A 24,247-nucleotide genomic window follows, 5' to 3' on the forward strand; every position below is an offset into this window, starting at 1 on the left:
AGGCTGCTGGACAGCGCCCCACCCTAACGGCTGGGAACACAGCGGTCCGCCTCCTGCGGGGAAGGTGCGGGAGGCGGACCGTTTGCTCTGCTCGTTGCCGTGCGGGCCGTACCGTTCGACGTACTGCGTTTTGTACCGTTGCGTGCACTTCGGCCGCTGCCGTGCGTGAGGCCGGGTGCACAGGGGGCTATCTCTCCGGGTGGGTCGCCGGATATGTCGTGGGCCGTGCCGCGGGCCCTGCCGTGGGCGCCGTTCGGTGCGCGCCGAGGGCGCTTCAGACGGCGGCCTTCTTCAGGCGTCGCCGCTCGCGCTCGGACAGGCCGCCCCAGATGCCGAATCGCTCGTCGTTGGCGAGGGCGTACTCAAGGCATTCGGAGCGGACCTCGCAGGCGAGGCAGACCTTCTTCGCCTCGCGGGTCGAGCCGCCCTTCTCGGGAAAGAAGGACTCGGGGTCGGTCTGGGCGCAGAGAGCTCGCTCCTGCCATCCGAGCTCTTCGTCCGCCTCCTCGACCAGCAGTTCCTGAACCAGCTCGGTCATGTGCGCCCCTCGCTCTGTCTGTGCGTCCCCGTGGTCATGTCGTCACTCATCGCTACGTAACGACACGAGTGAAATTACAAGTGCGGGGCTCCAGCGCAGTCAAGCCGAGATCTGCTATTGGGCCCCTTATTCACTCTGCGGAACCAAGCCTATGCAGAAAGTGTTCATATCGCCAAAAATCGTGACACATGCCACAGGCGTCACTCCCGGCACTCCCTCCCCCGTAGTCGACGCGTCACTCTGTGGTGGGGTTCCGATCCGGCCGAAGAAGCGGCACAGATCACATTTCAGCCACAGAAGGACGTCGCACGGCTTTACGGGTTTGAGAGCCGCCACAGCGGGCTGCGGCGCGACTCGCAGCGCCACATCCCCTGGTACCGACTGCACAAACCTTTCTCCGGGCACGGTAACCGGATGAGGTGAAACTTTTCTACCAAATCGGACATTGAGTTGACAGTCCGACCCTCCACCGGGTCTTCTTGTACGCATGTCAGCGCCCTCAGCAGTCACCCGGACCCCCATTCGTGGGTTCCTGTGCGCTGCCCAGGTTCGCTGTTGCTGTTGCGGCTGTTGATGCCTCGGGAGTTCCGACTCCCCAGAGCTCCAGCTCGCCCCCCACAGCAACCGCCGCATGACTGACATCCGTCGAGGAACCCCCCGATGAACAGCACCAGCACCCTGAACGCCACCACCGCCACCACGTCGGCGATGGTCGAGAGCGACCTCCAGATCGCCGGCGACATCCTCTCCGTCCAGCACCTCCTGCAGCCCGCCCGCGAGCACCCGGCCACCGTCGCCGAGTTCGTGGGCCTCGCGCGTTCCATCGCCGCCGACCGCTCCGAGTGGGAGCACCTGGTCCGGTACGACGCCACGACCCGCTGGTACCACCGGCTGCGCACCGGCCCCGGCTACGAGGTCTGGCTGCTCAGCTGGGTCCCCGGCCAGGGCAGCGGCCTGCACGACCACGGCGCCTCCTCCGGCGTGCTGACCGTCCTGGAGGGCGAGCTCACCGAGCACACCGCCCGCGGCCCGCTCGCCCTCGGCGCCGGCTCCCAGCGCGTCTTCGCCCCCGGGTACGCCCACGAAGTGCAGAACGACAGCCTCGAAGGGGCCGTCAGCCTGCACGTGTACTTCCCCGGTCTGACCGAGATGCCGATGCACAGCTGCTCTCCGGCCCGGCCCGAGGCCCTCTCCGTCTGACCCCGGCCGCCGCCTGAGACACTGCGTGGCATGCGCATTGTTGTTCTGGCCGGCGGCATCGGCGGCGCCCGTTTCCTCCGAGGTCTCCAGTCCGCCGTTCCCGACGCGGACATCACGGTCATCGGCAACACCGGTGACGACATTCACCTGTTCGGGCTCAAGGTCTGCCCCGACCTGGACACCGTGATGTACACCCTCGGTGGTGGCATCAACGAGGACCAGGGCTGGGGCCGCACCGACGAGTCCTTCACCGTCAAGGAGGAACTCGCCGCGTACGGGGTCGGACCGACCTGGTTCGGCCTCGGTGACCGAGACTTCGCCACCCACATCGTCCGTACGCAGATGCTCGGTGCGGGCTACCCGCTCAGCGCCGTCACCGAGGCCCTCTGCGACCGCTGGCAGCCCGGGGTCCGGCTGCTCCCCATGTCCGACGACCGGGTCGAGACCCACGTCGCGATCACCGACTCGCAGAGCGGCGAGCGCCGGGTCGTCCACTTCCAGGAGTACTGGGTCCGCATGCGTGCCGCGGTGGACGCCGAGGCCGTCGTACCCGTGGGCGCCGAGCAGGCCAAGCCCGCGCCCGGCGTCCTGGAGGCCATCGCGGCCGCCGACGTGATCCTCTTCCCGCCGTCCAACCCCGTGGTGTCGGTGGGCACCATCCTCGCCGTGCCCGGCATCCGCGAGGCCGTGGCCGCCGCCGCGGCGCCCGTCGTGGGGCTCTCCCCCATCGTCGGGGGCGCCCCCGTGCGCGGGATGGCCGACAAGGTGCTGGCCGCCGTGGGCGTCGAGTCCACCGCCGCGGCCGTCGCCCTGCACTACGGCACCGAGCTGCTCGACGGCTGGCTCGTCGACACCGCCGACGCGGACGCCGTCACCGAGGTGGAGGCCGCCGGCATCACCTGCCGGGCGGTCCCGCTGATGATGACCGACCTGGCCGCCACGGCGGAGATGGCGCGGGCCGCGCTGGAACTGGCGGAGGCCTCGCGGTGACCGCCCCGCACGGGACCTCGTACGAGGTCCGGGCCGTCAGCGGGATCCCCGAGGTACGGCCCGGCGACGACCTGGCGGCGCTGATCGCGGCCGCCGGGCCGGAGCTGCGCGACGGCGACATCCTGCTCGTCACCTCGAAGATCGTCTCCAAGGCGGAGGGCCGGATCGTCCGCGCCGATTCGCGCGAGGAGGCGATCGACGCCGAGACCGTACGGGTCGTCGCGCGCCGGGGGACGCTGCGGATCGTGGAGAACCGGCAGGGGCTGGTCATGGCCGCCGCCGGGGTCGATGCCTCGAACACCGAGGCCGGGACCGTCCTGCTGCTGCCCGAGGACCCCGACGCCTCGGCCGCCGCGATCCGTGCGGGGCTGCGGGAGCTGCGGTCCGTGGACGTGGGCGTGATCGTGACGGACACCTTCGGGCGGCCGTGGCGCACCGGGCTCACGGACGTGGCGATCGGCTCGGCCGGCGTACAGGTCCTGGACGACCTGCGCGGGGGCACCGACGCCCACGGGAACCCGCTGAGCGCGACGGTCGTCGCCACCGCCGACGAGCTGGCCGCCGCGGGCGACCTGGTCAAGGGCAAGGCCCTGGGCCTGCCGGTGGCGATCGTGCGCGGGCTGGAACACGTCCTGGGCGAGGGGTCCTCGGCGGCCGACCTGGTCCGCTCGCCGGCCGACGACATGTTCCGGCTGGGCACCTCGGAGGCGGTACGGGAGGCCGTGACGCAGCGGCGTACCGTACGGGCCTTCACGTCCGAGCCGGTGGACCCCGGCGCGGTGCGCCGCGCGGTGGCGGCGGCCGTGACGGCCCCGGCCCCGCACCACACGACGCCGTGGCGGTTCGTGCTGCTGGAGTCCGCGGGTGCGCGGCTGGAGCTGCTCGACGCGATGCGGGACGCCTGGATCGAGGACCTGCGGCGGGACGGGAAGTCCGAGGAGTCCATCGCGAGGCGGGTCCGGCGGGGCGACGTCCTGCGGGCCGCGCCCTACCTGGTGGTGCCCTGTCTGGTCACGGACGGCGCGCACGACTACGGGCACGCCCGGCGGGACGCCGCCGAGCGGGAGATGTTCGTCGTCGCGATGGGCGCGGGCGTGCAGAACTTCCTGGTCGCGCTGGCCGGGGAACGGCTGGGCTCCGCGTGGGTGTCCTCGACGATGTTCTGCCGGGACGTGGTGCGCAAGGTGCTCGGCCTGCCGGAGGACTGGGACCCGATGGGCGCGGTGGCCGTCGGGCACGCCGCGGTCGCTCCGGCGGAGCGGGGCGCGCGGGCGGCGGAGGAGTTCATCGAGGTCCGGTGAGCCTGGGGGCCGGGGCTCACCCCGCTCGCCCTGGCCTAGAGCTTGCCGATGTCGCCCCGGGGCATCCGGGGTGCCCGGCGGGGCGGGGTGGCCCCGGCCAGGAGGACGAGGCGGGCCGCGCGGTGGCGCTGGCCGGCGTAGGGCGCGAGGAGCTCCAGCATGGCGGCGTCGTCTGCGTCCCGGTTCCCGGCCAGGGCGTAGCCGATGATGCCGGGCAGGTGCAGGTCGCCGGTGGTGACGGCGTCGGCCGCGCCGTTGCTTCGCTGGAGGGTCTCGGCGGAGGTCCACGGGCCGATGCCGGGGATCGCCTCCAGGCGGGCGGCGGCGGCCGGCAGGTCCATGGCGGCGGCCTCTTCGAGGCGTGCGGCGTGGCGGGCCGCGCGGACGATGGTGGCGGAGCGTTTGGAGTCGACGCCGGCCTTGTGCCAGTCCCAGGAGGGGATGAGGGTCCAGGTGCGGGGGTCGGGCATGACGTAGAGGCCGGGGCCGGGGATCGGGCCCGGGCCCGGAGCCGGTTCGCCGTACTGGCGTACCAGGCGGCGCCAGGCGCGGTACGCCTCGTCGGCGGTGACCTTCTGTTCCAGGACCGTCGGGATCAGGGACTCCAGGACCAGGCCGGTGCGGGTCAGGCGCAGGCCCGGGCGGCGGCGGTGGCTGGCGTGCACGAGCCGGTGCCGGGGGACGAAGGCCGCCGGGTCGTCGGCGGAGCCGAGCAGCTCGGGCAGTCCGTCGAGGATCCAGTCGGCACCGGGGCCCCAGGCGGTGGCGCACACCGCCGTCCCGTCCAGCGCGACCCGGAGGGTGGCGGGGCCGGCGGGGGTGCGGGTGGCTCGCCAGACCGTGCCGGGGGTGATGCGGAAGGTGGGGTCGGCGGGGCCGCGTCTGAGGGGGCCGAGGGTGAGGCCGAGATCCACCGGGCCGGGTGGGGTCCAGGAGCGGGTCTTGGGGTGGGCGGGGTGCCCGCCGGCGGCGGGGTGGGCGGGGTGCCCGCCGGCGGCGGGGTGGGCAGCGGGCTCGCCTGCGGCTTGACCGGCACGCTCGCCCGCGCCCGGACCGGGGGGCTGGGCCATACCCCTGCTTGCGCCTTGGCCGGGAGGCTGGCCCGTGGCCGGAGCCGGGGCCTCGGCCGTGGCTGGGGCCTGGGATTTGGCCGGGGCCGGAGCCTCGGCCGAGGCCGGAGCCGGAGCCTGGGCGTCGGCCGCGCCGGTGGCTTGGGCGGGGTCCGGGGGTGGCGGGGGTACCTGGGTGCGGCCGCCGCGGATCGCGGTGCGGGTGAGGGGGTCGTAGCGGCCGGCCATGTCTTGAGCGTAGCCCTGCGGGGCTTGTCCCCTACCCGCCCTTCCACCGTTCCCAGGGCTCCGCCCTGACCCGGTCCTCAAACGCCGGACGGGCTGAAAGGACCCTGGGGCTCCGCCCCAGACCCCGGTCCTCAAGCGCCGGACGGCTGGATTGGCGCGGCGAGGCTTGGAAGGGGTACCGGGCTGCGCCCGGGCCGCTTCCAGCCTCGCCGGCGTTTGAGGCGCGGGGGTTCCGGGGGCTGGCCCCCGGGAACGGCGCCGCACCCGGCAGGGGTTCGGGCGGAGCCCGGGGAACGGGCGAAGGGCGGGTAGGGGACCTCGCCCCGCAGGGCCGACCCAGCCGCACCCGCCCACCCGCCCCGCGCCGGGACGGCAGTGGCCGCAGCGCCGACCCGCCACCGCCGGACGGAGTCCGGCGCAGCGCCGCGAAGCCCGCGCAGCGGTGCGAGCGGCGCGTCAAGAAGGTGCCCGGCGCAGCGCCACGAAGCCCGCGAAGCGGTGCGAGCGGCGCGTCAAAAAGGTGCCCGGCGCAGCGAGGCGAAGCCCGCGAAGCGGTGCGAGCGGCGCGTCAAGAAGGTTGGCGCCTCAGGGGCGGCCCTGGAGTTTGGCTGAGGCCGTTCGGGTGGGGGGGAGGGTGTTGTAGAGCTGGCGGCCCGGGCATTCCGTGGCGAAGCCGTCGCGGTGGCCGGAGATGACGTTCAGGCGGACGTTGCTGCCCTTCGCGTAGAGGTTGCCGCCGCCCGACTTGAGGGTGGTCTTCGCGCGGGGGTCCGCTCCGAAGAGGCCCAGCTTCCAGGCGGTGAGGCGGGCCACCGCGTCGACCGCCGCCTTGGGGGCGGCCGTGGAGGTGAAGGTGCCGATGACCGCGACGCCCATGCTGTCCGTGTTGAAGCCCATGGTGTGCGCGCCGAGCACCGCCTTGGCGACTCCGCCCGCCCGGCCCTCGTAGACGGTTCCGCACTTGTCGACGGCGAAGTTGTAGCCGATGTCCCGCCAGCCGCTGCTGACCACGTGGTAGCGGTACAGGCTGCGCAGGACCGCCGGGGCGTCCTTGCAGGCGTAGTTGTTGCCGGACGCGGTGTGGTGGACGAAGGCGGCCTTGACCGTGTTCGTGTAGACGAAGCCCTTCTCGCGCAGGCTCTCGTCCGCGCCCCATCCGAGCCGGGTGACGATCTTCGGGCGCGGGCCGATGTACGGGGCGGCCGCGAGCGCCTCGTCGGCGAGGACCGCGTCGGCGGTGGAGTCGGCCTTGTTGAGGGCGGGGATCTCCTGGGCGCCGAGGGGGGCCATCGGCACGTTGGCGGAGGAGGACTCCGCCATCTCCATCGTCATGCCGGGGAGCAGGGGCAGTTCTCCCTTGTCGTCGTCGTCGACGGCGGGCGAGGTCTCCCCGGTGCCGTTCTTCGCGTCCGAGTGGGGGCGGGAGGAGTCTCCCGGGTCCACGAGCTCGATGCGCATGCCCGTCGGGAGCCCGCTGCTCACCTCGCGGTCACCGTGTTCCGCCTGGACGCGGACCTCGATGCCGTCGGACTCCCCGACCCACAGGGGGGCGGTGCTGCCGCGGACCCGGCCGGTGCCGCGTTCCGCAGTGTCGGGGTCGGCGGCGTGTTCGCTGTTGTGGGTGTCGACCTCCTGCCACTCGGACCAGGCCGAGGTGGTCACGGAGCGGGTGCGGACCTGGACGCGGCCGTCGAGGTGGGTGCCCGCGTCGTCCCAGACGACGCCGACGAGCGAGAAGGTCTTGACCTCGCGCGCCGACAGGCCGCGGGTCTCGGGCAGCCGGGGCGAGGTGCTCATGCCGGGGACCCCGGTGGCGCGGTCCGCCGCGGGTCCGACGGGGACGAGCGGCAGGGACTGGGTGGATCCGGCGACGGCCGGCGGGGCCGCGGGGGCCGTCGACCCCGCCCCGGCCGATTGCCGCGTCGCCGCCGGGTGTGCGAGGGCCGTGGAGGGGAGCGCGAGCGGCAGGGCCAGTGCGGCAGCCGTCGCGACGCCGATGGAGGAAGCAAGGAATGCACGCATGGAAAGGATGCTGGGGACTGCCGGAGGCGGGCGCCATCCGAGAACTGATGTGCCGTCCGGTCCCGGTACGGATACCCCTCCTCCGTACGGGGGATCGTGCTGCGTCCGTACGGAGGAGGGGCGCGGGCTCCCCCGCGTAGGCTCTGGTCCGTGAACGCCACTGACCGCACCCCTGCCGACCTGCTGCGATCCGCGCTCGCCGCCGATCCCGGCCGCCCGCTCGTGACCTTCTACGACGACGCCACGGGCGAGCGCGTCGAATTGTCCGTCGCCACCTTCGCCAATTGGGTGGCCAAGACCGCCAATCTGCTCCAGGGAGACCTGGGCGCCGAGCCCGGCGACCGGCTCGCCCTGCTGCTCCCCGCGCACTGGCAGAGCGCCGTGTGGCTGCTCGCCTGTGCCTCGGTCGGGGTCGTGGTGGAGGTGGGCGGGGATCCGGGCGGCGCCGACCTCGTGGTGAGCGGCCCGGACACGCTGGAGGAGGCCGCCGCGTGCTCCGGCGAGCGGGTGGCGCTCGCGCTGCGGCCGCTGGGCGGGCGCTTCCCGCAGCCGCCGGCCGGGTTCGCCGACTACGCGGTGGAGGTGCCGGGGCAGGGCGACCGGTTCGCGCCCTTCCAGCCCGTGGACGCGGACGGCCCGGGCCTGGTGGTCGGCGGCGAGGAGCTCTCGTACGCCCGGATCTGCGAGCGGGCCCGCGAGGACGCGGCGAAGCTCGGCTTCGGCGAGGGTGCCCGGGTGCTGTCCCGGCAGGGCTACGACAGCTGGGAGGGGCTCTCGGCCGGGCTCTACGCGGCCCTGGCCACGGGCGGCTCCGTGGTGCTGTGCCGCAACGCCGGGGAGCTGGCGGAGGGGGCACTGGCCCAGCGGATCGAGAGCGAGCGGGTCACCCACACGGCCTGACCCGGTCCGGTACCGCCGTCACCCACACCGCCCAATGCCGGATCTGGGCGATTTGTCACCCACATGGCCCTATACACGGCCGTGCCCCCGGGCCGCATCGAGGACCCGGGGGCAGGATCGGCACAGGCCGTACTCACCCGTACGGCCCGTACCGGTTCGGGTGAGGGGACGGAACGCGAGTGACGGACAGCGCGGGCATACCGGGCGGCACCGATGCGGCCGGAGGCGAGAAGCCTCCGAACGGCCGCAAGCGGCGCCGCCTGCTGCGCTGGATCGGGCTCGGGACCGGCCTGCTCGTCGTCGCCGGAGCGGGCACGGGCTGGTGGATCTACGACAAGCTCGACGGGAACATCGTCGAGGACACCTCCGCCGCCGCCGAGCTGCGCCGCTACGACAAGGAGCGCCCGGCCCACCTGGCGGGCGGCGCGCAGAACATCCTGCTGATCGGCTCGGACTCCCGCACCGGCGCGGGCAACGCCCGGTACGGGCAGGACCAGGGCACCCAGCGCTCGGACACCACGATCCTGCTGCACCTGCCGGCGGACCGGAAGAGCGCGACGGCGGTGTCGGTACCGCGGGACCTGATGACGGAGATACCCGCGTGCCTGAAGCCCGACGGAAGCCGGACCAGGGAGCAGTTCGCCCAGTTCAACTGGGCCTTCGAATGGGGCGGGACCGCCTGCACGATCCGTACGGTGGAGGCGATGACCGGGATCCGGGTCGATCACCACATGGTGCTGGACTTCAGCGGCTTCAAGAAGATGGTGGACGCCATAGGCGGCGTGGAGGTGTGTCTGCGGCGGCCGGTGGACGACACCGAGGCCAAGCTGAAGCTGCCGGCGGGCCGCCAGACCCTGCAGGGCGAGCAGGCGCTGGGCTTCGTACGGGCCCGCTACAGCCTGGGCAACGGCAGTGACACCGAGCGGATGGAGCGCCAGCAGGCGTTCCTCGGGTCGCTCGTCAAGAAGGTGCAGAGCAACGGGGTGCTGCTCAACCCGGCGCGGCTGTACCCGCTGCTGGACGCGGCGACCTCCTCGGTGACCACCGACCCGGGGCTGGCCTCGCTGCGCGGGCTGTACGAGCTCGTCCGGGGCGTGCGCGACATCCCGACCGAGCAGATCAAGTTCCTCACGGTGCCGCGCCGGCCGTACGCCGCCGACCGCAACCGCGACGAGCTGCGGGAGCCGGACGCGACCCAGCTCTTCCAGCGGCTGCGGTCGGACCAGCCGCTCGCCATCGCCCCGCCCGCGGCCACGCCCGCTCCGGCCGGGGACCGGGCAGATGAGGACAAGGCGGTCACGGACGAGGCGGACGGCGCCACGAGCGGTACCGGGGAGCGCCCGGGAACCGCAGAGCCCTCCACGCCCGTCCCCACCTTCACGGGCACCACGGCCGGCGTGGCCGACTGCCGGTAAAGCAATCCCAAAAGCCGGAGCCGGGGCCGAGCTTGTTGGGGCGATTGCCCCGTTGTAAGTGCGTGGAATTCATCACCAGCATGGTTTGCGGCGAACCTGTCCGGATAAGGTGAGCGATCCGGCGCCCGGCCAGCACAGAGGCCGTGTGCCAGCAGCCGGATCGTTGACCGTGCGCCTGGGGGAGGCGCGTCGCGAAGCACCGACGGAGGATTCGAGCAAACCGTGGATGCGCAAAGCCGTGGACGGGCCGACGAGATCGACCCCGCAGACCAGTGGGTACTCAACCCCCGCACCGGCAACTACGAACTGCGACTGGAGCAATCCGCTCCGCAAGCGCCTCCTCAGCGGCGCGCGCCCGGCGCGACACCGCGCAGGGCCCCCGGTGCCCCCGCTTCCCCCGGCTCCCCCGCCTCTCCCGCGGGCCCCGCGGTTCCCGGACCGCGCCGCGGTGAGGCCCCGCCCGGCGGAGGCCGCCGCGGCGGACGCCCCCGCAGGGGCGGAGGGGGCGGCGGCCGGCGCAAGAAGATCCTGGTGGTCACCGGCGGAACACTGGCGTTCCTGCTGGTCGGCGGGTCGATCGCCGGCTACCTCTACTACGACCACCTGAACGGCAACCTCAACGTCACCGACATCGGTGACGCCGGTACGAGCGGCGGATTCAAGAAGGACCAGGCGATCAACATCCTGGTCATCGGCACGGACAAGCGCAGCGGCACGGGCAACGAGGGCTACGGCGACGCCGGCAGCGTCGGGCACGCCGACACCACGATCCTGTTCCACGTCGCGAAGGACCGCTCCAACGCCACCGCGCTGTCCATCCCGCGCGACCTGATCACCAACGTGCCGACCTGCCCGACGAAGCAGCCGGACGGCTCGACGAAGGACATCCCCGGCGAGCGGGGGGCCCGCTTCAACACCAGCCTGGGGCAGGCGGGTCGCGACCCGGGCTGCACGATGCGCACGGTCAAGGAGCTCACCGGGATCCAGGTCGACCACTTCATGATGGCCGACTTCAACGCGGTGAAGAACCTGAGCACGGCGGTCGGCGGGGTGCCGGTCTGCGTGGCCAAGGACGTCAACGACAAGGACTCCAAGCTCAAGCTGAAGGCGGGCTCGCACCGGCTGCAGGGCGAGCAGGCGCTGGCCTTCGTCCGGACCCGGCACGCCTTCGGCCAGCGCAGCGACCTCGACCGTATCAAGACCCAGCAGCAGTTCCTCGGTTCGATGATGCGGGAGATGAAGTCGAAGGAGACGCTGACCAGTCCGCAGAAGTTCCTCTCCCTCGCCGAGGCGGCCACCAAATCGCTGAGCGTGGACTCGGGAATAGGATCGATCGCCAAACTCACCGATCTCGCGAGTGAGTTGAAGAACATCGACCTCAAGAACATCACCTTCACCACGCTCCCGGTCATCGACAATCCGGCGGAGCCGGTCGGCGCGAAGGCCACCGTGGTGGTCAAGCAGGCGCAGGCGGAGCCCCTGCTCCAGATGATCCGGGGCGACGTCTCCCTCACCGAGGTCGAGAAGAAGGAGCAGGCCGCGAAGGACGCGGCGGCCACGGACGCGAAGGCCAAGCTGGACGCCCTCATGCAGGGCCCCCGCGCGGCGGCCAAGGACGTCCGGGTGGACGTCTACAACGGCGGCGGCCCGGCCGGATCCGCGTCCGGCACCCTGAACTGGCTGCAGAACACCAAGGGGGTGCCCAAGTCCAGCAACCTGGGCAACGCGCCCGCCAAGGTGGCGACCACGCAGCTGGAGTACGCGCCCAACCAGGCCGACCAGGCAAGGGCGTTGGCGGACATGATGGGCCTGCCGGCGACGGCGTTGAAGGTGGGCACGGCCGACGCCGCGCCCAAGACACCGATGAAGCTGACGCTCGGTCCGGATTTCAAGGGGGCGGGGGTCTCCATGACGGCGCCTCAGCAGGCGCCGGAGGGCGTCCAGCGGGTGGAAGCGGACAAGTCCGTCTGCGCCAAGTGACCGACAAGGGGGCCGACCGGCTCTCCGCGGTCGCGACATGACGTGCCGGAGCCCGTCGGACCGGCACACTACCGACACAGAGTGATCGTGATGGGGGACGCGTGAGGCACAGCAGCGTGCAAGGGGAGGGGGCGCCGGGCCGGGCCGGCGACGGCATATCCGGCGCCGGCACCCGTCCGACGGCCACCAGTGCCGTACCCGCACCGAGGTCCGGCTCCGGCCGGGGCGGGGGCGCGGGCGGGGGCCGGCGGCCGACCCGGCGGGGGCGCCGCGTACTGCGCTGGACGGCTTCCATCCTCGCACTGCTCATACTCGGGACGGCGGCGGCCGGTTACCTCTACTACCGCCACCTCAACGGCAACATCCGCAGCGGCCAGCGCCTGAGCGGCGACAGCGGGGTCGCCAGGAGCGAGGCCGACGCCGCGGGCCGGCGCCCGATCAACATCCTGATGCTCGGCTCCGACGTCCGCGACGAGGAGAACGCGAAGCTCGGCGGGGACTGGGACAACATCGGCGGCCCCGCGCGGGCCGACGTGCAGATGCTGATCCACATATCGGCCGACCGGAAGAACGCCTCGGTGACCTCCGTTCCGCGCGACACGATCGTGGACATCCCCGAGTGCTCCGACCCCAAGACGGGCGCGAAGTACAAGGCCACCAAGATGATGATCAACGAGAGCTTCTCGCGCGGGGGTCCGGGCTGCACCCTGGCCACCTGGGAGAAGATGGCCAACGTCTACATCGACCACTGGATGACGATCGACTTCGTCGGGGTCGTGAGCATGGCCGACGCGATCGGCGGCGTGGACGTCTGCGTCAACCAGAACGTCTTCGACCAGTCGGAGCCGGGGTCGGGTACGGGTGGCTCCGGCCTCAAGCTGAAGGCCGGTACCACCAGGGTCCAGGGCAAGCAGGCACTCCAGTGGCTGCGCACCCGGCACGCCTTCGGCAGTGACATGGCCCGGGCCAAGGCGCAGCACATGTACATGAACTCGATGATGCGCGGGCTCAAGAGCCAGAACGCCTTCACCGACCTGCCCCGCCTCACGGGCCTGGCGGAAGCGGCGACGAAGGCGCTGGAGGTGTCGGAGGAGATCGGGACGGTCAAGAAGCTCCTCGACCTCGCCCTGCTGCTCAAGGACGTGCCGATCAACCGCATCACCTCGACCACGATCCCGGTGCTGACGGCCCCGAGCGACAAGGACCGGCTGATCCTCGACCCCAAGGACGCCCCGAAGGTGTGGGAGCTGCTCCGCGAGGACGTAGCCATGGACAAGAACGGCGACCCGGCGCCCGCCGCGAGCGCGTCGGCGTCCACCCCCGCGCCGGCCACGCAGCCGTCCTCCGCGCCGCCGGCCTCCGCCCCCGGAAAGATCGCCGTACAGGTGGTCAACGGCACGGGCTCCGGTGCGAAGCCCGTGCCCAAGCGGGCCACGGCCATCGCGGGCCAGCTCGTCGGCAAGGGGTTCACCCTGGCCAAGGCGGACGTCGCGCTCATCCCGGAGAAGGCGACGGTCGTCCGCTACGCCACGGACGCCCAGGCCGCCGACGCGCAGAGCGTGGCCGCGGCGCTCGGCATTCCGGCCACCTCGGTGCAGAAGGCTGCCTCGGCGGCCAGGATCACGGTCCTGGTGGGCGCAGATTGGCGCGAGGGCAACGTCTACCCGCAGCAGGCACCGCCCGAGGCCGGCGACGTCCCGGAGTCGGCCGACGTGCTCAACGCCACGGACACCAGCTGCATGGACATCTACAAGCCGTTCCGCTGGTGACCTGAGAGGCCGGCGGCCTCGAACACCGAAAGGGGTGACCCGGTCCGACGAGGACCGGGTCACCCCTTTCGTGTTTGTTCCGTGCGGCTACGGGAGCTCAGAGCCCGGCGGGGTCCCGGCTCACCGACGGGCGGCGGCTCGCGATGACCTTGGCGGCGAGCGAGCGCGGGCTGGTCAGGAAGCCGTAGCCCCAGCACACGTGCATGGTCGCCAGGGCGACGGGGATCCGCAGCCGCGCTCCCAGCGAGAGCCCCTTGCCGGCCGGGACGGATCCCGCGGTGATCGCCGCGAGGTAGCCCGCCGGGAGGACGAAGGCCCACGGGGTGACGGCCGCGCCGACGACCAGACCGGCGGCGATCGCGCAGACGGCGGCCGGCGGGGCGAGGTAGCGCAGGTTGATGGAGCCCGCGTGGTACCGGGCCACCACGTGGCGCCAGCGCCCGTAGTCCTTGTACTGCTTGGCGAGCGCCCGCACCGAGGGGCGCGGCCGGTACTGGACCTTCAGCTCCGGCGAGAACCAGATCAGCCCGCCGGCCTCGCGGATGCGGAAGTTCAGCTCCCAGTCCTGCGCGCGGATGAACTCCACGTTGTACCCGCCGGCCGCCTCCAGGGCCTCCCGACGGAACACCCCGAGGTAGACGGTGTCAGCGGGGCCGGCCTTGCCACCGGTGTGGAAGGCGGCGTTGCCGACGCCGATCCGTGAGGTCATCGCGGCGGCGACTGCGTCCTCCCAGGGGTTCTCGCCCTCGGCGTGCATGATGCCGCCGACGTTCTGCGCGCCGGTCTCCTCCAGGAGACGGACCGCGGTGGCGATGTAGTTCGGGGAGAGCATGCCGTGGCCGTCCACGCGGACGACGATCGGGTGGCGCGAGGCCTGGATGGCCGCGTTGAGGGCGGCGGGGGTGCGGCCGGTGGGGTTCGGGACGGTGTGGACCCGGGGGTCTTCCCGTACCAGCTCGGCGGCGATCTCGTCCGTACGGTCCCTGGAGGGACCGAGGGCGATCACCACTTCCATCTCACCCCCGTACTCCTGTCCGAGGATGTGGTGGACCGAGTCGCGCAGGTGGCGCTCCTCGTTGAGCACCGGCATGATCACCGAGACTGCGGGCTGCTGGGCGGGCATGTGGTCCTTCAAGGTCGGGTATCGGTGTCACGTTACCGCGTACGGGGGAACCGGGTGCGCGCCGGATGAGCAGTACGGACAGCAGCTGATCGTATGGACCTACTGTTCTGACGAATCTGCCGATCGTGCGAGGTGTCCCCCGTGCCCCAGCCGCACCGTCCCACCCGACCCGCCCTGCCCGCCCGGTCCGCCCGGCCGTCGCAGCGCGCGCCGCGGCCCGGCGGTCCGGCCGGGCCCCGGGCGGGCGGGCACCGGCCGGCGGACAGACCCCGCTGGGGCGTCCGGCTCGCCGCGGGACTGTCGGTGCTCGTCCTGGGCTCGGGGGCCCTGGGGCACGCGGTGATGACCGGACTGGACACCGGGATCCAGCGCGTGGACCCCTTCAAGGACATGAAGAACCGCCCGCAGGCCGGACACGGGGTGAACTTCCTGCTCGTCGGCACCGACGGCCGCGACAAGATCACCGCCGCGGAGAAGCGCGAGTACCGCCTGGGCGGCGCGCCCTGTCACTGCACCGACACCGTCATGCTGGTCCACCTCTCGGCGGACCGGGCCCGGGCCAGTGTGGTCAGCCTCCCCCGGGACAGCTTCGTGGAGCTGCCCGCGCACGTCGACGGCTCCAGCGGCAAACCGCACGGGGCCCACCCCGTGAAGCTGAACGCCGCCTACGCCGAGGGCGGGCCCCAGCTGACCGTGCGCACCGTCGAGAACATGACCCGCGTGAAGATCGACCACTACCTGGAGGTCGACTTCACCAGCTTCATGAAGACGGTCGACGCCATGGGCGGCGTGGAGATCTGCACGGCCAAGACCATGAAGGACCCCAACACCGGCCTCGACCTGCTCCCCGGCACCCACCGGCTCAGCGGTGGCCAGGCCCTGCAGTACGTGCGCTCGCGCCATGTCGACGGGGCCTCGGACCTGGGCCGGATGCAGCGCCAGCAGCGGTTCATCGCCGCCCTGATCAAGCAGGCCACGGGCGGCGGGGTGCTGCTCAATCCCGTCAAGTTCAAGCAGGTCAGCTCCACCCTGCTGAGCTCGGTCCGGGCCGACCGGGGCTTCGGCTCCGAGCAGATGCTGGCGCTCGGGCAGGCGATGCGCGATTTCACCCCCTCCTCCTCGGAGTTCGCCTCCGTGCCCGTCGGCAACCCCTCCTTCCCGGTCAAGGGCCTCGGTTCCACCGTGAAATGGGACGAGGCGAAGGCCGCGAAGCTCTTCCGGGCACTGCGCGAGGACCGGCCGATGGCCCCGCCCCCGGCTGCCGCCGCCGGCAAGCCGGTGCAGCGGCAGCCCGCGGTGCCGGTGGACGTGCCGCCCGGGCAGGTCCGGGTCCAGGTGGAGAACGGCACCCGGATCGACGGGCTGGGCACCCGGGTGGACTCGGCGCTGCGCGCCACCGGCTTCGACACCACCCGGGCTCCGGGGAACGGCGCGAGCCGGGACGTCAAGCGCACGGTGATCACGTACGACCCGCGCTGGGACCGGTCGGCCCGTACGGTGTCCACCGCGCTGCCCGGCAGCGAGATGCGGGCCGTGCGGGGGCAGGGGCGGACCGTCGTGGTGATCGCGGGCGCGGACTACCGCAAGGTGGTGGCGGTGCGCGCGGAGGACCCGTACCAGGGCGAGTTCGGCGTGGTCACCGGCGACCAGGTGGTCTGCGGCGGCTCCTGAGCGGGAGCGGGAGCGGGTACGGGCCGGGGCGGCGGCCGGGGTTACAGCGGGTCGCCGAGGGGCCCGTACTCCTCCTCCAGGTTCTCGGCCCAGTGGGCGGCGAAGTCTGGCTGGGTGCCGTCGGCGTCGGTGAAGCCGTACTCGCGGTACAGGCCCCAGGTGGCCAGGGCCCGTCCCGTCCTGGCCATGACATCGGGGTCGGCGGCCAGTGCGGCGACGGCGCGGCCGAGGTAGGCCGGGGTCTCGGAGTGGGCGAAGTTCGGGTCCTGGGCCGCGCCGTCGCGCCAGTTGTCCTCGGTGACGCCGAAGTGCTCGAGGAGGGCCTCCGAGCGCAGGAAGCCCGGCGTGATGGCCACGGCCGCGACGCCGTGCGGCCGCAGCTCGGCGGCCTGGGCGACCGCGAGGCGGATGACCGCCGACTTCGCCAGGTCGTAGAAGAACGTGCCGCGGTAGCGGGCGGTGTTCCCGTCGGTGACCTCCACGACCAGGCCGCTCTTACGGGCGACCATGAGCGGGAGCGCGAACCGGCTGGTGATGACGTGGGTCTCCACCGCCTGCCGCAGCAGCCGCAGTCCGGTCTCCAGGTCCTGCTCCCACAGGGGGTGTTCCCAGTCGGTCAGCGGGTCTCCGCCCCAGACGGAGTTCACCAGGACGTCGAGCCGGCCGTCCTGTTCGGCGGCGATCCTGTCGACGAGGGCCCGGACCTCGTCGGGCCGGCTGTGGTCGGTCCGTGCGGCGATGCCCAGGCCGCCCGCCGCGGTGACCTGCTCGGCGGTCTGCTCGATGGTTTCCGGGCGGTCCAGGTCGGAGCGCCCACCGGTGCTGCTGCGGCCGGTGACGTACACCGTCGCGCCGGCGGCACCGAGCTCGACGGCGATGCCCCGTCCGCCGCCCCGGGTACCGCCGGCGACCAGGGCCACCTTGCCGGCCAGCGGGCGTGCGTCGGTCTTCATGATTCCTCCAGGTCGTGGCGGCCGGCTCGCGGCGGAAGGTGAGGAGGGTGCGGAAGGTGCGGGGCCAGCACGACGTCGAGCTCCTGCCGGAGCCGCTGTCCGAGGGTGCCCTCGCGTTCGAGTGCCCAGGTCAGACCGGCCCCGGCGGCGATCGCCTGTACGGTGCGGGCCAGCGCGGCGACATCGGTTCCGCCGCGGAGCTCGCCCGCGCCGACCGCCTCCGTCAGCAGCTCCCCGATCACCCGCCCGTGCGTACGGTGAACGGCGAGCGCACGCTCGTAGAGCTGCGGGTCCCCGAGATCCATGCACAGGAACGCCAGGTGATGGGCGAAGCTCTCCGGCGTGGCCATCACGGCCGCCGACTCCACCGTCAGCGCCACCAGGGCCCCGAGCGCCGAGTCGTGCGACCCGCGCACGCGCTCGGCCGTCTCGCTCGCGCCCTTCTCGGACAGGTCGGCGAGCGCCAGGAGCAGTCCGCGCTTGGATCCGAACCGCTGCACCAGGGTCGCCGGAACCAGTCCGACCTCGCGCGCCACAGCGGCCAGGGTGAGACCCGCGGGCCCCACCCGGCCCATGACCTGCGCCGTCGCACGCAGGATCACCGCGTCCTCGATCCCCCGGGGACGTGCCATCACCGCCACCCCCTCATTCATAAATGCTCGTTCATTTATTAAAGCACGCAGAAGCCGCCCCTGGGGGGGGCGATCCGCGCTCACATCCGGAACCAGCCGTCCGAGTGGGCCTGCTCCATCGCCTCGAAGAAGGCGTCCGCCACCTTCGCGTAGCCGGTGTCGTTCGGGTGCAGGCCGTCGGCCAGCTCGGCCGGCGTGGTCGCGTCCGCCCGTTCCGCGGGGGTCAGCCAGGGCGCCTTGGCGAACCTGAAGTGCTTGCCCTCCCCCTGCTCCCGGGTCTCGATCCGCTTGAGGCGCCGGTTGTACACCGCGATGGGCTCGGAGATGTCCTGGCCCTTCGAGCCGGGGGTCGAGGGGACCAGGCCCTGCATGACGACGGTGACCCCCGGGCGCAGGGTGAAGATCCGGTCGACCAGTTCCTCGGCCTCGTCCGCGGCCCGGTCGGGGTCGCCGCCGCGGTTCAGGTTGTTCAGTCCGATGTGCAGCAGGACCACGTCGGGCTTCGCGGCCGCGATCCACCGGTCGACCCCGGCACGGATCCGGCCGACGGTGTATCCGGGGTGCCCCTCGTGCTGGTTGTCCTCCATCGGGCCCTGGGACCGGGAGCCCACGAAATCGATGGCGTACTTCGACTGGCCCGCGACCAGACGCCCCAGCGGCAGCCGGTAGCCGCCGAAGTCGGTGCTCCCCACGCCGGCGGTCGTCGAGGCCCCGAGGGGCATGACGCGCAGGGTGCGGGGCGATCCCGTATCGGAGGAGGCCCCCGGGGAGGCATCGGGGGAGGCCTTCGGGAACGACGGCGCCATGGAGGCGGGAACCTCCTCCGAGGCCGTCGTCAGCAGGGGGACCGCGACGGCGAGACCTGCGAGTCCGGCGACGCCTGCGAACACGGCCGATCGGCGGTTCATGGTGCCTTCCAGGTAGTGCGGGACGGGAGCAGTACCGGGAGCACTAGACGTCGGCGTCCAGCCCCTGCGCGGACCGCTCTTCCCGCAGGTCACGGATGGCCTGGCGGCGGGCGAGCCGGTGGGTGCGGCGGATCTGGGCCTCCTGGTAGCGCCGCTCGTCCCGCTCCGTCTCGGGGAGGACCGGCGGGACCTGGCGGGGCTTGCCCTCGGAGTCGACCGCGGCGAAGACGAGGTAGGCGCTGCCGACCTGGGTGGCTGGGGTGGACTCGTTCCACCGCTCCGCGAGGACGCGTACGCCGATCTCCATGGAGGAACGGCCGGTCCAGTTGCACTGGGCCTTGACGTGGACGAGGTCGCCGACGCGGACGGGGGCGAGGAAGGCCATCTCGTCCATGGAGGCGGTGACCGCCGGGCCACCGGAGTGGCGGCCGGCCACGGCGCCGGCCGCGTCGTCCACCAGCTTCATGATCACTCCGCCGTGCACCGTTCCGAGCAGGTTGGTGTCATTGGCGGTCATGATGTGGCTGAGGGTGGTGCGGGACGCCGAGATCGGCTTTCCCGGCAGCTCGCCCGGTATCTCTGTCATGGAGACAGCTTAAGTGCGGCCTGGCGGCATCAGCTCTGCAACAGCACCGGTACGAACAGCCGCCGGGGGTGTTCCGGGCCCCTCCCGGCCAGGCATTCTTAGGCACATGAGTGACTGGGACGGGTGGAGCGGCGAGCAGGACCAGCGTGGCCGCCGCGATGACGGGTACGGCCGCGGCAGCGGCCAGGCGGAGCCGGAAGGCGCACAGCGGATGAGGCGCGTCCAGCGGCCCGGCGCCGGCCCCCAGGCGTCCCGGCAGCCGCAGCCGCCGCAGCCCCGGCAGCCCCCGCGCCGCCCGGCCCAGCCGCCGGCCGGACCCGCGTACGTGCCTCCGCAGCAGGACGGCTCGTACAGCGGCAGCGGCGGCAGCTACGACAGCGGCTACAACACCGGCCAGGTCTACGGCGGCGGCCAGCCGCCCAGCGGGCCGCGCGGGCGCGGACCGGGCGGCCCCGGCGGCCCGGCCCGGCCGGCGGGCCCGGCCCCGGACTGGCGCAAGCGGATCAAGATCGGCTCGATCGTGCTGGTCTCCGGCCTGCTCGTGACGGGCATCGGCACCTACTTCTGGGCCGACTCCAACGTGCGCCGCGAGGTCGACCTCTCCAAGGTCATCGAGCGCCCGAAGGAGGGCGACTGCACGACCTACCTGATCGTGGGCTCCGACAGCCGTGAGGGCATGTCCGCCGAGGACAAGAAGAAGCTCCACACGGGCTCGGCCGAGGGCAAGCGCACCGACTCGATGATGATCCTCGCCAAGTGCTCCAGCGGGAACACGATGATCTCCCTGCCGCGCGACTCCGACGTGGAGATCCCGTCCTTCGTCGGCTCGGAGTCGGGCAAGAAGTTCGCGGGCACGGGCAAGCGGACCAAGCTGAACGCGGCGTACGCGCAGGACGGCCCGGAGCTGCTCGTGCGGACGGTGGAGTTCAACACCGGCCTGCGCATCGACCACTACGCGGAGATCGGCTTCGCCGGCTTCGCGAACATCGTGGACGCGCTGGGCGGGGTGGAGCTGAACATCGAGAAGGGGTTCAAGGACGAGAAGTCCGGGGCCGACTTCAAGGAGGGCACCCAGACACTGAACGGCGAGCAGTCGCTGGCCTACGTACGGACCCGCTACGCCTTCGCCGAGTCGGACCTCCAGCGGACCAAGAACCAGCAGAAGTTCCTGTCGGCGCTGGCGAGCCAGGCGGCGACCCCCACGACGATCATGAACCCGTTCCGGCTGTACCCGGTGCTGGGCGCGGGTCTGGACACGCTGATCGTGGACAAGGACATGGGCCTGTGGGACATGGGGTCGATGTTCTTCGCGATGAAGGGCATCAGCGGCGGTGACGGCGTGTCCATGAACATGCCGATCTCCGGTCAGCGCGGCGGCAACCTCGTCTGGGACAAGGCCAAGGTGCAGCAGCTGGTGCAGCAGATCCAGAAGGACGAGAAGGTCACCGTCCGCGGGAACTGACCACTCCGCGGGAACTGATCACACGGGCGGGGCTCCCGGCACCGGGCGCCCCGCTCCGCAGGACGGCTCAGGCGTCGGAGGAGAACCGGATCGCCGCGTCGGGCAGCCGCGCCCCGCACCAGACCCGGGCGCCGGCGCGGAGCTCGTTGTCGGCCCCCACTTCGGCTCCGTCACCGATGACGGCGGCGTCCAGTACGGTCCGCGCGCCCACCGAGGCGCCGGCGCCGATCAGACTGGCGGACACCTGCGCGTCGGGCCCGACGACCGCGTCCGCCAGCACGATGGAGCCCTGGACGACGGCGCCGGCCTCGATGCGGGCTCCGGCGCCCACGACGGTGCCCCCCGACAGCTTGGCCCCGGCCGCCACGTGGGCTCCGGGCAGCACGAGGGACTCGCCGCGGCGTCCGGGGACGGCCGGGGAGGGGACGACGCCGCGGACCAGGTCGGCGGAGGCCTGGATGATCGCCTCCGGCTTGCCGAGGTCCATCCAGTACGTGTTCTCGGTGACCCCGTGCAGGGTGGCGCCGGAGGCGAGCAGCCCGGGGAAGGTCTCGCGCTCCACGGAGACGGACCGCCCGGCGGGGATGGTGTCGATCACGCTGCGCCGGAAGACGTAGCAGCCGGCGTTGATCTGGTCGGTGATGATCTCCTCGGGTGTCTGCGGCTTCTCCGTGAAGGCCAGCACCCGCCCGTGGGCGTCGGTGGGGACCAGGCCGAAGGCGCGCGGGTCGTCGACCCGGACCAGGTGCAGGGAGACGTCGGCGTCGGCCGCCTTGTGCGATTCGACGAGCCCGGCGATGTCCAGGCCGGTGAGGATGTCCCCGTTGAAGACGAGCACGGAGGAGTCCGGACCGCCGGTGAGCAGCCGCGCCGCGTTGCGGATCGCGCCGCCGGTGCCGAGGGGCTCGTCCTCGACCACGTACTCCAGGTGGACCCCGAAGTCGGATCCGTCCCCGAAGTAGGGCTCGAAGACCTCGGCGAGGTAGCAGGTGGCCATCACGATGTGCGTGACGCCTGCGGCGGCGGCGCGGGCTATCTGGTGGGCGAGGAAGGGAACGCCTGCCGTGTGCACCATCGGCTTCGGCGTGTTCACCGTGACGGGGCGCAGCCGCGTCCCCTGTCCGCCGACCAGCAGGATCGCTTCCGTCATGTGCGTTCTCCCCAACCGGTTCCGGCGTACGAAGGTCCAAATTTAGCCCATCCGGGGGGTCCCCAGGGAGCTGGTGCCCGATGTGCGGGGCAGGGTGCGCCGCTGCTCAGGGCGGTCGGAGCGGTCACGGCGCTCAGCAGGCGAAGGGGTTGGCGTGGCCGGGGAGCTGCTGGCCGGGGCGCAGGAATCGCTGCGCTCCGTGCTCGTCCCGCACCTGGAGGTACCCGGCGTCCTGCAGCCGCTGTGCGATCCGGCTCCGGCGGACGGCGCCGAGCCGGAAGGCGCCGACCAGGAAGGCCGTGAGGAGGCCGCCGACAGCCAGCGCGAGGACCGGCTCTCCGACGACCAGCATGAGGAGGACGACGAACGCGCAGGATCCGTACGCGGTCATCTGCTGGCGCTTGTCCGCCGCGGCGGCCAGGGTGTCGAACAGGATCCGGTCCTTCATCAGGGCGACGGCCCCGGCCGCTTCGGGCAGGGCCTTGAGCGTGCCCTGCCGCATCCCCGGTACCGTCCCGCCGTTGCCGGCCTGCGGGTGGGCGGTGATGACGGCCGCCTCGCGGGCCCTGGCCTCGGGGCGCGGGTCCCGGTACATCCGGACCAGGACGTTCGCCTTCTTGTGCCCGGTGCGCAGCGCTTCGTAGTACTCGAAGCCGTAGCTCTCGGCGATGTGGGCCAGGGAGGCCCCCCGCGCGGTCCCGATGGACCCGTCGGAGCCGATCTCCACGACGTCCTGCCGGGCGATCTGCTTCAGCAGTCCCGCTATGTCACGTTCTACGAACACGCTCGTTCCCCGCCCCGAATCCCGTACCGAATCCCGTACCGACGACCGGTCGGGCGCACAGCCTAACCACGCCTTACGGGGCACCGGTGTCGCCCCCGACATATGCCGGGGGCGACACGGGTTCAGGCGGGCCGGGAGCCCGCCTACGGCAGGTTGCGGGCCATGACGATGCGCTGGACCTGGTTGGTGCCCTCGTAGATCTGGGTGATCTTCGCGTCGCGCATCATGCGCTCCACCGGGTAGTCACGGGTGTAGCCGTAACCGCCGAGGAGCTGGACCGCGTCCGTGGTGACCTCCATGGCCACGTCGGAGGCGAAGCACTTGGCCGCGGCGCCGAAGAAGGTGAGGTCCTCGTGCGGGCCGCCGCCGGAGACGCGCTCCGAGCGGGCCGCGGCCGAGTAGGTCAGCTGGCGGGCGGCCTCGATCTTCATGGCCATGTCCGCGAGCATGAACTGCACGCCCTGGAAGTCGCCGATCGGCTTGCCGAACTGCTTGCGCTCCTGGACGTAGCCCTTGGCGTAGTCCAGGGCGCCCTGGGCGATGCCCAGCGCCTGCGCGGCGATGGTGATGCGGGTGTGGTCGAGGGTCTTCATCGCGGTGGCGAATCCGGTGCCCTCGGCGCCGATCATGCGGTCGGCCGGGATCCGGACGTTGTCGAGGTAGACCTCGCGCGTCGGGGAGCCCTTGATGCCGAGCTTCTTCTCCGGGGCGCCGAAGGAGACTCCCTCGTCGGACTTCTCGACCACGAAGGCGGAGATGCCCTTGGAGCGCTTCTCCGGGTCGGTGACGGCCATGACCGTGTAGTACTCGGAGACGCCGGCGTTGGTGATCCAGCGCTTGACGCCGTTCAGGACCCAGAAGTCGCCGTCACGCACGGCGCGGGTCTTCATGCCGGCCGCGTCGGAGCCCGCGTCGGGCTCGGAGAGGGCGTACGAGAACATCGCGTCGCCCTTGGCCAGCGGGCCGAGGTACTTGGCCTTGAGCTCTTCGGAGCCGGAGAGGATCACCGGGAGCGAGCCGAGCTTGTTGACCGCCGGGATGAGGGAGGAGGACGCGCAGACGCGGGCCACCTCCTCGATCACGATCACGGTGGCCAGGGCGTCGGCGCCCGCGCCGCCGTAGGTCTCGGGCACGTGGACGGCGTGCAGGTCGCTGGCGACGAGGGCGTCCAGGGCCTCCTGCGGGAAGCGGGACTCCTCGTCGACCGCGGCGGCGAAGGGCATGATCTTCGCCTCGGCGAGCGCGCGGACGGACTCGCGGAGCATGTCGTGCTCCTCGGCCGGGCGGTACAGGTCGAAGTCGGCAGAACCCGCCAAGATCTCTCACTCCCCAGGTGGTGCGTGGTGTTAACTACCGTTAAGTAGCCCCAGCTTAGTGTCCGCCCGCCGACCGCGACACGGCCGTCCCACGTGAGTTGCGTGACAGCCGGCCCGGTGCGGGCACCGGACGGGCGGCTACGGTGTGGCCACCGGGTGGCGGACGGGTGACGGACGCCGGAATGCATCCCCGGCCACCGGCCCGACTATGCTCGGTTGCCGCGAACGGCCCAGCACCTCCAGGAGCAC

20 protein-coding genes are annotated in these 24,247 nt (G+C 72.2%); 9 read left to right on the forward strand and 11 right to left on the reverse strand.

What is annotated here, in order from left to right; all coding sequences use genetic code 11:
• Nucleotides 1-274: 274 nt before the first annotated feature.
• Nucleotides 275-538, reverse strand: a complete 264-nt coding sequence (locus tag OG435_RS18640; protein WP_112450237.1) for a WhiB family transcriptional regulator — start codon at nucleotides 536-538, stop codon at nucleotides 275-277.
• Nucleotides 539-1,198: 660 nt separating this feature from the next.
• On the opposite strand from OG435_RS18640, the gene OG435_RS18645 reads away from it, so the two are divergent.
• From OG435_RS18645 to OG435_RS18655, 3 genes are read left to right on the forward strand one after another with little or no spacing between them, the layout of a single operon-like run.
• A complete protein-coding gene (locus tag OG435_RS18645; protein ID WP_266878051.1) occupies nucleotides 1,199-1,738 on the forward strand; it encodes a cysteine dioxygenase in 540 nt (179 codons plus the stop codon).
• 30 nt (nucleotides 1,739-1,768) lie between these two features.
• Nucleotides 1,769-2,728 (forward strand): 2-phospho-L-lactate transferase, encoded by a 960-nt coding sequence (gene cofD, locus OG435_RS18650; protein WP_266878053.1) that lies wholly within the window; start codon nucleotides 1,769-1,771, stop codon nucleotides 2,726-2,728.
• Nucleotides 2,725-4,029 (forward strand): coenzyme F420-0:L-glutamate ligase, encoded by a 1,305-nt coding sequence (locus OG435_RS18655; RefSeq protein WP_266878054.1) that lies wholly within the window; start codon nucleotides 2,725-2,727, stop codon nucleotides 4,027-4,029. The genes cofD and OG435_RS18655 overlap by 4 nt, the downstream gene beginning before the upstream one ends.
• Nucleotides 4,030-4,064: 35 nt before the next feature.
• On the opposite strand, the gene OG435_RS18660 is transcribed toward OG435_RS18655, so the two are convergent.
• Together OG435_RS18660 and OG435_RS18665 are read right to left on the reverse strand one after the other, a co-directional pair.
• Entirely contained in the window at nucleotides 4,065-5,099 is a 1,035-nt protein-coding gene (locus tag OG435_RS18660) for a DNA-3-methyladenine glycosylase family protein (RefSeq protein WP_266881860.1), read from the reverse strand.
• An 813-nt stretch (nucleotides 5,100-5,912) separates the two neighbouring features.
• Nucleotides 5,913-7,349, reverse strand: a complete 1,437-nt coding sequence (locus OG435_RS18665; protein ID WP_266878056.1) for a peptidoglycan recognition protein family protein — start codon at nucleotides 7,347-7,349, stop codon at nucleotides 5,913-5,915.
• Between the two features lie 150 nt (nucleotides 7,350-7,499).
• On the opposite strand from OG435_RS18665, the gene OG435_RS18670 reads away from it, so the two are divergent.
• The 4 genes from OG435_RS18670 (at nucleotide 7,500) to OG435_RS18685 (ending at nucleotide 13,413) form a co-directional block, all read left to right on the forward strand.
• Nucleotides 7,500-8,249 carry a TIGR03089 family protein gene (locus tag OG435_RS18670; RefSeq protein ID WP_266878057.1) on the forward strand — a complete coding sequence of 250 codons (750 nt, stop codon included), beginning with the start codon at nucleotides 7,500-7,502 and terminating at the stop codon, nucleotides 8,247-8,249.
• A 179-nt stretch (nucleotides 8,250-8,428) separates the two neighbouring features.
• Nucleotides 8,429-9,664 carry an LCP family protein gene (locus tag OG435_RS18675; protein ID WP_266878058.1) on the forward strand — a complete coding sequence of 412 codons (1,236 nt, stop codon included), beginning with the start codon at nucleotides 8,429-8,431 and terminating at the stop codon, nucleotides 9,662-9,664.
• 222 nt (nucleotides 9,665-9,886) lie between these two features.
• Nucleotides 9,887-11,644: an LCP family protein gene (locus OG435_RS18680; RefSeq protein WP_266878060.1), complete on the forward strand. Its 1,758-nt coding sequence runs from the start codon at nucleotides 9,887-9,889 to the stop codon at nucleotides 11,642-11,644.
• A 101-nt stretch (nucleotides 11,645-11,745) separates the two neighbouring features.
• On the forward strand, nucleotides 11,746-13,413 hold the full coding sequence (locus OG435_RS18685; RefSeq protein WP_266878061.1) for an LCP family protein: 1,668 nt from the start codon (nucleotides 11,746-11,748) through the stop codon (nucleotides 13,411-13,413).
• A 97-nt stretch (nucleotides 13,414-13,510) separates the two neighbouring features.
• On the opposite strand, the gene OG435_RS18690 is transcribed toward OG435_RS18685, so the two are convergent.
• Nucleotides 13,511-14,536 (reverse strand): glycosyltransferase family 2 protein, encoded by a 1,026-nt coding sequence (locus OG435_RS18690; protein ID WP_266878062.1) that lies wholly within the window; start codon nucleotides 14,534-14,536, stop codon nucleotides 13,511-13,513.
• A 141-nt stretch (nucleotides 14,537-14,677) separates the two neighbouring features.
• Here OG435_RS18690 and OG435_RS18695 point away from each other — a divergent pair, with 141 nt between their 5' ends.
• Entirely contained in the window at nucleotides 14,678-16,207 is a 1,530-nt protein-coding gene (locus OG435_RS18695) for an LCP family protein (RefSeq protein WP_266878063.1), read from the forward strand.
• A 41-nt stretch (nucleotides 16,208-16,248) separates the two neighbouring features.
• On the opposite strand, the gene OG435_RS18700 is transcribed toward OG435_RS18695, so the two are convergent.
• The 4 genes from OG435_RS18700 to OG435_RS18715 all read right to left on the reverse strand — a co-directional run bounded on the left by OG435_RS18700 (nucleotide 16,249) and on the right by OG435_RS18715 (nucleotide 19,286).
• The gene (locus OG435_RS18700; RefSeq protein ID WP_266878065.1) at nucleotides 16,249-17,160 is read right to left on the reverse strand and encodes an SDR family oxidoreductase; all 912 of its coding nucleotides are present in this window, start codon (nucleotides 17,158-17,160) and stop codon (nucleotides 16,249-16,251) included.
• Nucleotides 17,157-17,792, reverse strand: a complete 636-nt coding sequence (locus OG435_RS18705) for a TetR/AcrR family transcriptional regulator (protein WP_266878066.1) — start codon at nucleotides 17,790-17,792, stop codon at nucleotides 17,157-17,159. The genes OG435_RS18700 and OG435_RS18705 overlap by 4 nt, the downstream gene beginning before the upstream one ends.
• Before the next feature lie 80 nt (nucleotides 17,793-17,872).
• The gene (locus OG435_RS18710) at nucleotides 17,873-18,700 is read right to left on the reverse strand and encodes an SGNH/GDSL hydrolase family protein (RefSeq protein WP_266878068.1); all 828 of its coding nucleotides are present in this window, start codon (nucleotides 18,698-18,700) and stop codon (nucleotides 17,873-17,875) included.
• A 43-nt stretch (nucleotides 18,701-18,743) separates the two neighbouring features.
• A complete protein-coding gene (locus OG435_RS18715; RefSeq protein WP_266878070.1) occupies nucleotides 18,744-19,286 on the reverse strand; it encodes an acyl-CoA thioesterase in 543 nt (180 codons plus the stop codon).
• A 106-nt stretch (nucleotides 19,287-19,392) separates the two neighbouring features.
• Between OG435_RS18715 and OG435_RS18720 the strand changes: the two genes are divergently transcribed.
• The gene (locus OG435_RS18720; RefSeq protein WP_266878071.1) at nucleotides 19,393-20,748 is read left to right on the forward strand and encodes an LCP family protein; all 1,356 of its coding nucleotides are present in this window, start codon (nucleotides 19,393-19,395) and stop codon (nucleotides 20,746-20,748) included.
• Between the two features lie 67 nt (nucleotides 20,749-20,815).
• On the opposite strand, the gene OG435_RS18725 is transcribed toward OG435_RS18720, so the two are convergent.
• The 3 genes from OG435_RS18725 to OG435_RS18735 all read right to left on the reverse strand — a co-directional run bounded on the left by OG435_RS18725 (nucleotide 20,816) and on the right by OG435_RS18735 (nucleotide 23,998).
• The gene (locus tag OG435_RS18725) at nucleotides 20,816-21,898 is read right to left on the reverse strand and encodes a nucleotidyltransferase family protein (RefSeq protein ID WP_266878072.1); all 1,083 of its coding nucleotides are present in this window, start codon (nucleotides 21,896-21,898) and stop codon (nucleotides 20,816-20,818) included.
• 133 nt (nucleotides 21,899-22,031) lie between these two features.
• Nucleotides 22,032-22,682, reverse strand: coding sequence for a hypothetical protein (locus OG435_RS18730; protein ID WP_266878073.1), 651 nt, complete (start codon nucleotides 22,680-22,682; stop codon nucleotides 22,032-22,034).
• Between the two features lie 143 nt (nucleotides 22,683-22,825).
• Nucleotides 22,826-23,998: an acyl-CoA dehydrogenase family protein gene (locus OG435_RS18735; RefSeq protein WP_266878075.1), complete on the reverse strand. Its 1,173-nt coding sequence runs from the start codon at nucleotides 23,996-23,998 to the stop codon at nucleotides 22,826-22,828.
• Nucleotides 23,999-24,247: the final 249 nt, after the last annotated feature.

Origin of the sequence: Streptomyces sp. NBC_01264 (genome assembly GCF_026340675.1) — a bacterium.
Classification (GTDB): domain Bacteria; phylum Actinomycetota; class Actinomycetes; order Streptomycetales; family Streptomycetaceae; genus Streptomyces.

Bases quoted from the DNA above. Each gene is read 5' to 3' on its own strand.
- OG435_RS18640 (WP_112450237.1), bottom strand. From the start codon at position 538: ATGACCGAGCTGGTTCAGGAACTGCTGGTCGAGGAGGCGGACGAAGAG.
- OG435_RS18645 (WP_266878051.1), top strand. From the start codon at position 1,199: ATGAACAGCACCAGCACCCTGAACGCCACCACCGCCACCACGTCGGCG.
- cofD (WP_266878053.1), top strand. From the start codon at position 1,769: ATGCGCATTGTTGTTCTGGCCGGCGGCATCGGCGGCGCCCGTTTCCTC.
- OG435_RS18660 (WP_266881860.1), bottom strand. From the start codon at position 5,099: ATGGCCCAGCCCCCCGGTCCGGGCGCGGGCGAGCGTGCCGGTCAAGCC.
- OG435_RS18665 (WP_266878056.1), bottom strand. From the start codon at position 7,349: ATGCGTGCATTCCTTGCTTCCTCCATCGGCGTCGCGACGGCTGCCGCA.
- OG435_RS18690 (WP_266878062.1), bottom strand. From the start codon at position 14,536: ATGCCCGCCCAGCAGCCCGCAGTCTCGGTGATCATGCCGGTGCTCAAC.
- OG435_RS18700 (WP_266878065.1), bottom strand. From the start codon at position 17,160: ATGAAGACCGACGCACGCCCGCTGGCCGGCAAGGTGGCCCTGGTCGCC.
- OG435_RS18705 (WP_266878066.1), bottom strand. From the start codon at position 17,792: ATGGCACGTCCCCGGGGGATCGAGGACGCGGTGATCCTGCGTGCGACG.
- OG435_RS18710 (WP_266878068.1), bottom strand. From the start codon at position 18,700: ATGAACCGCCGATCGGCCGTGTTCGCAGGCGTCGCCGGACTCGCAGGT.
- OG435_RS18715 (WP_266878070.1), bottom strand. From the start codon at position 19,286: ATGACAGAGATACCGGGCGAGCTGCCGGGAAAGCCGATCTCGGCGTCC.
- OG435_RS18720 (WP_266878071.1), top strand. From the start codon at position 19,393: ATGAGTGACTGGGACGGGTGGAGCGGCGAGCAGGACCAGCGTGGCCGC.
- OG435_RS18725 (WP_266878072.1), bottom strand. From the start codon at position 21,898: ATGACGGAAGCGATCCTGCTGGTCGGCGGACAGGGGACGCGGCTGCGC.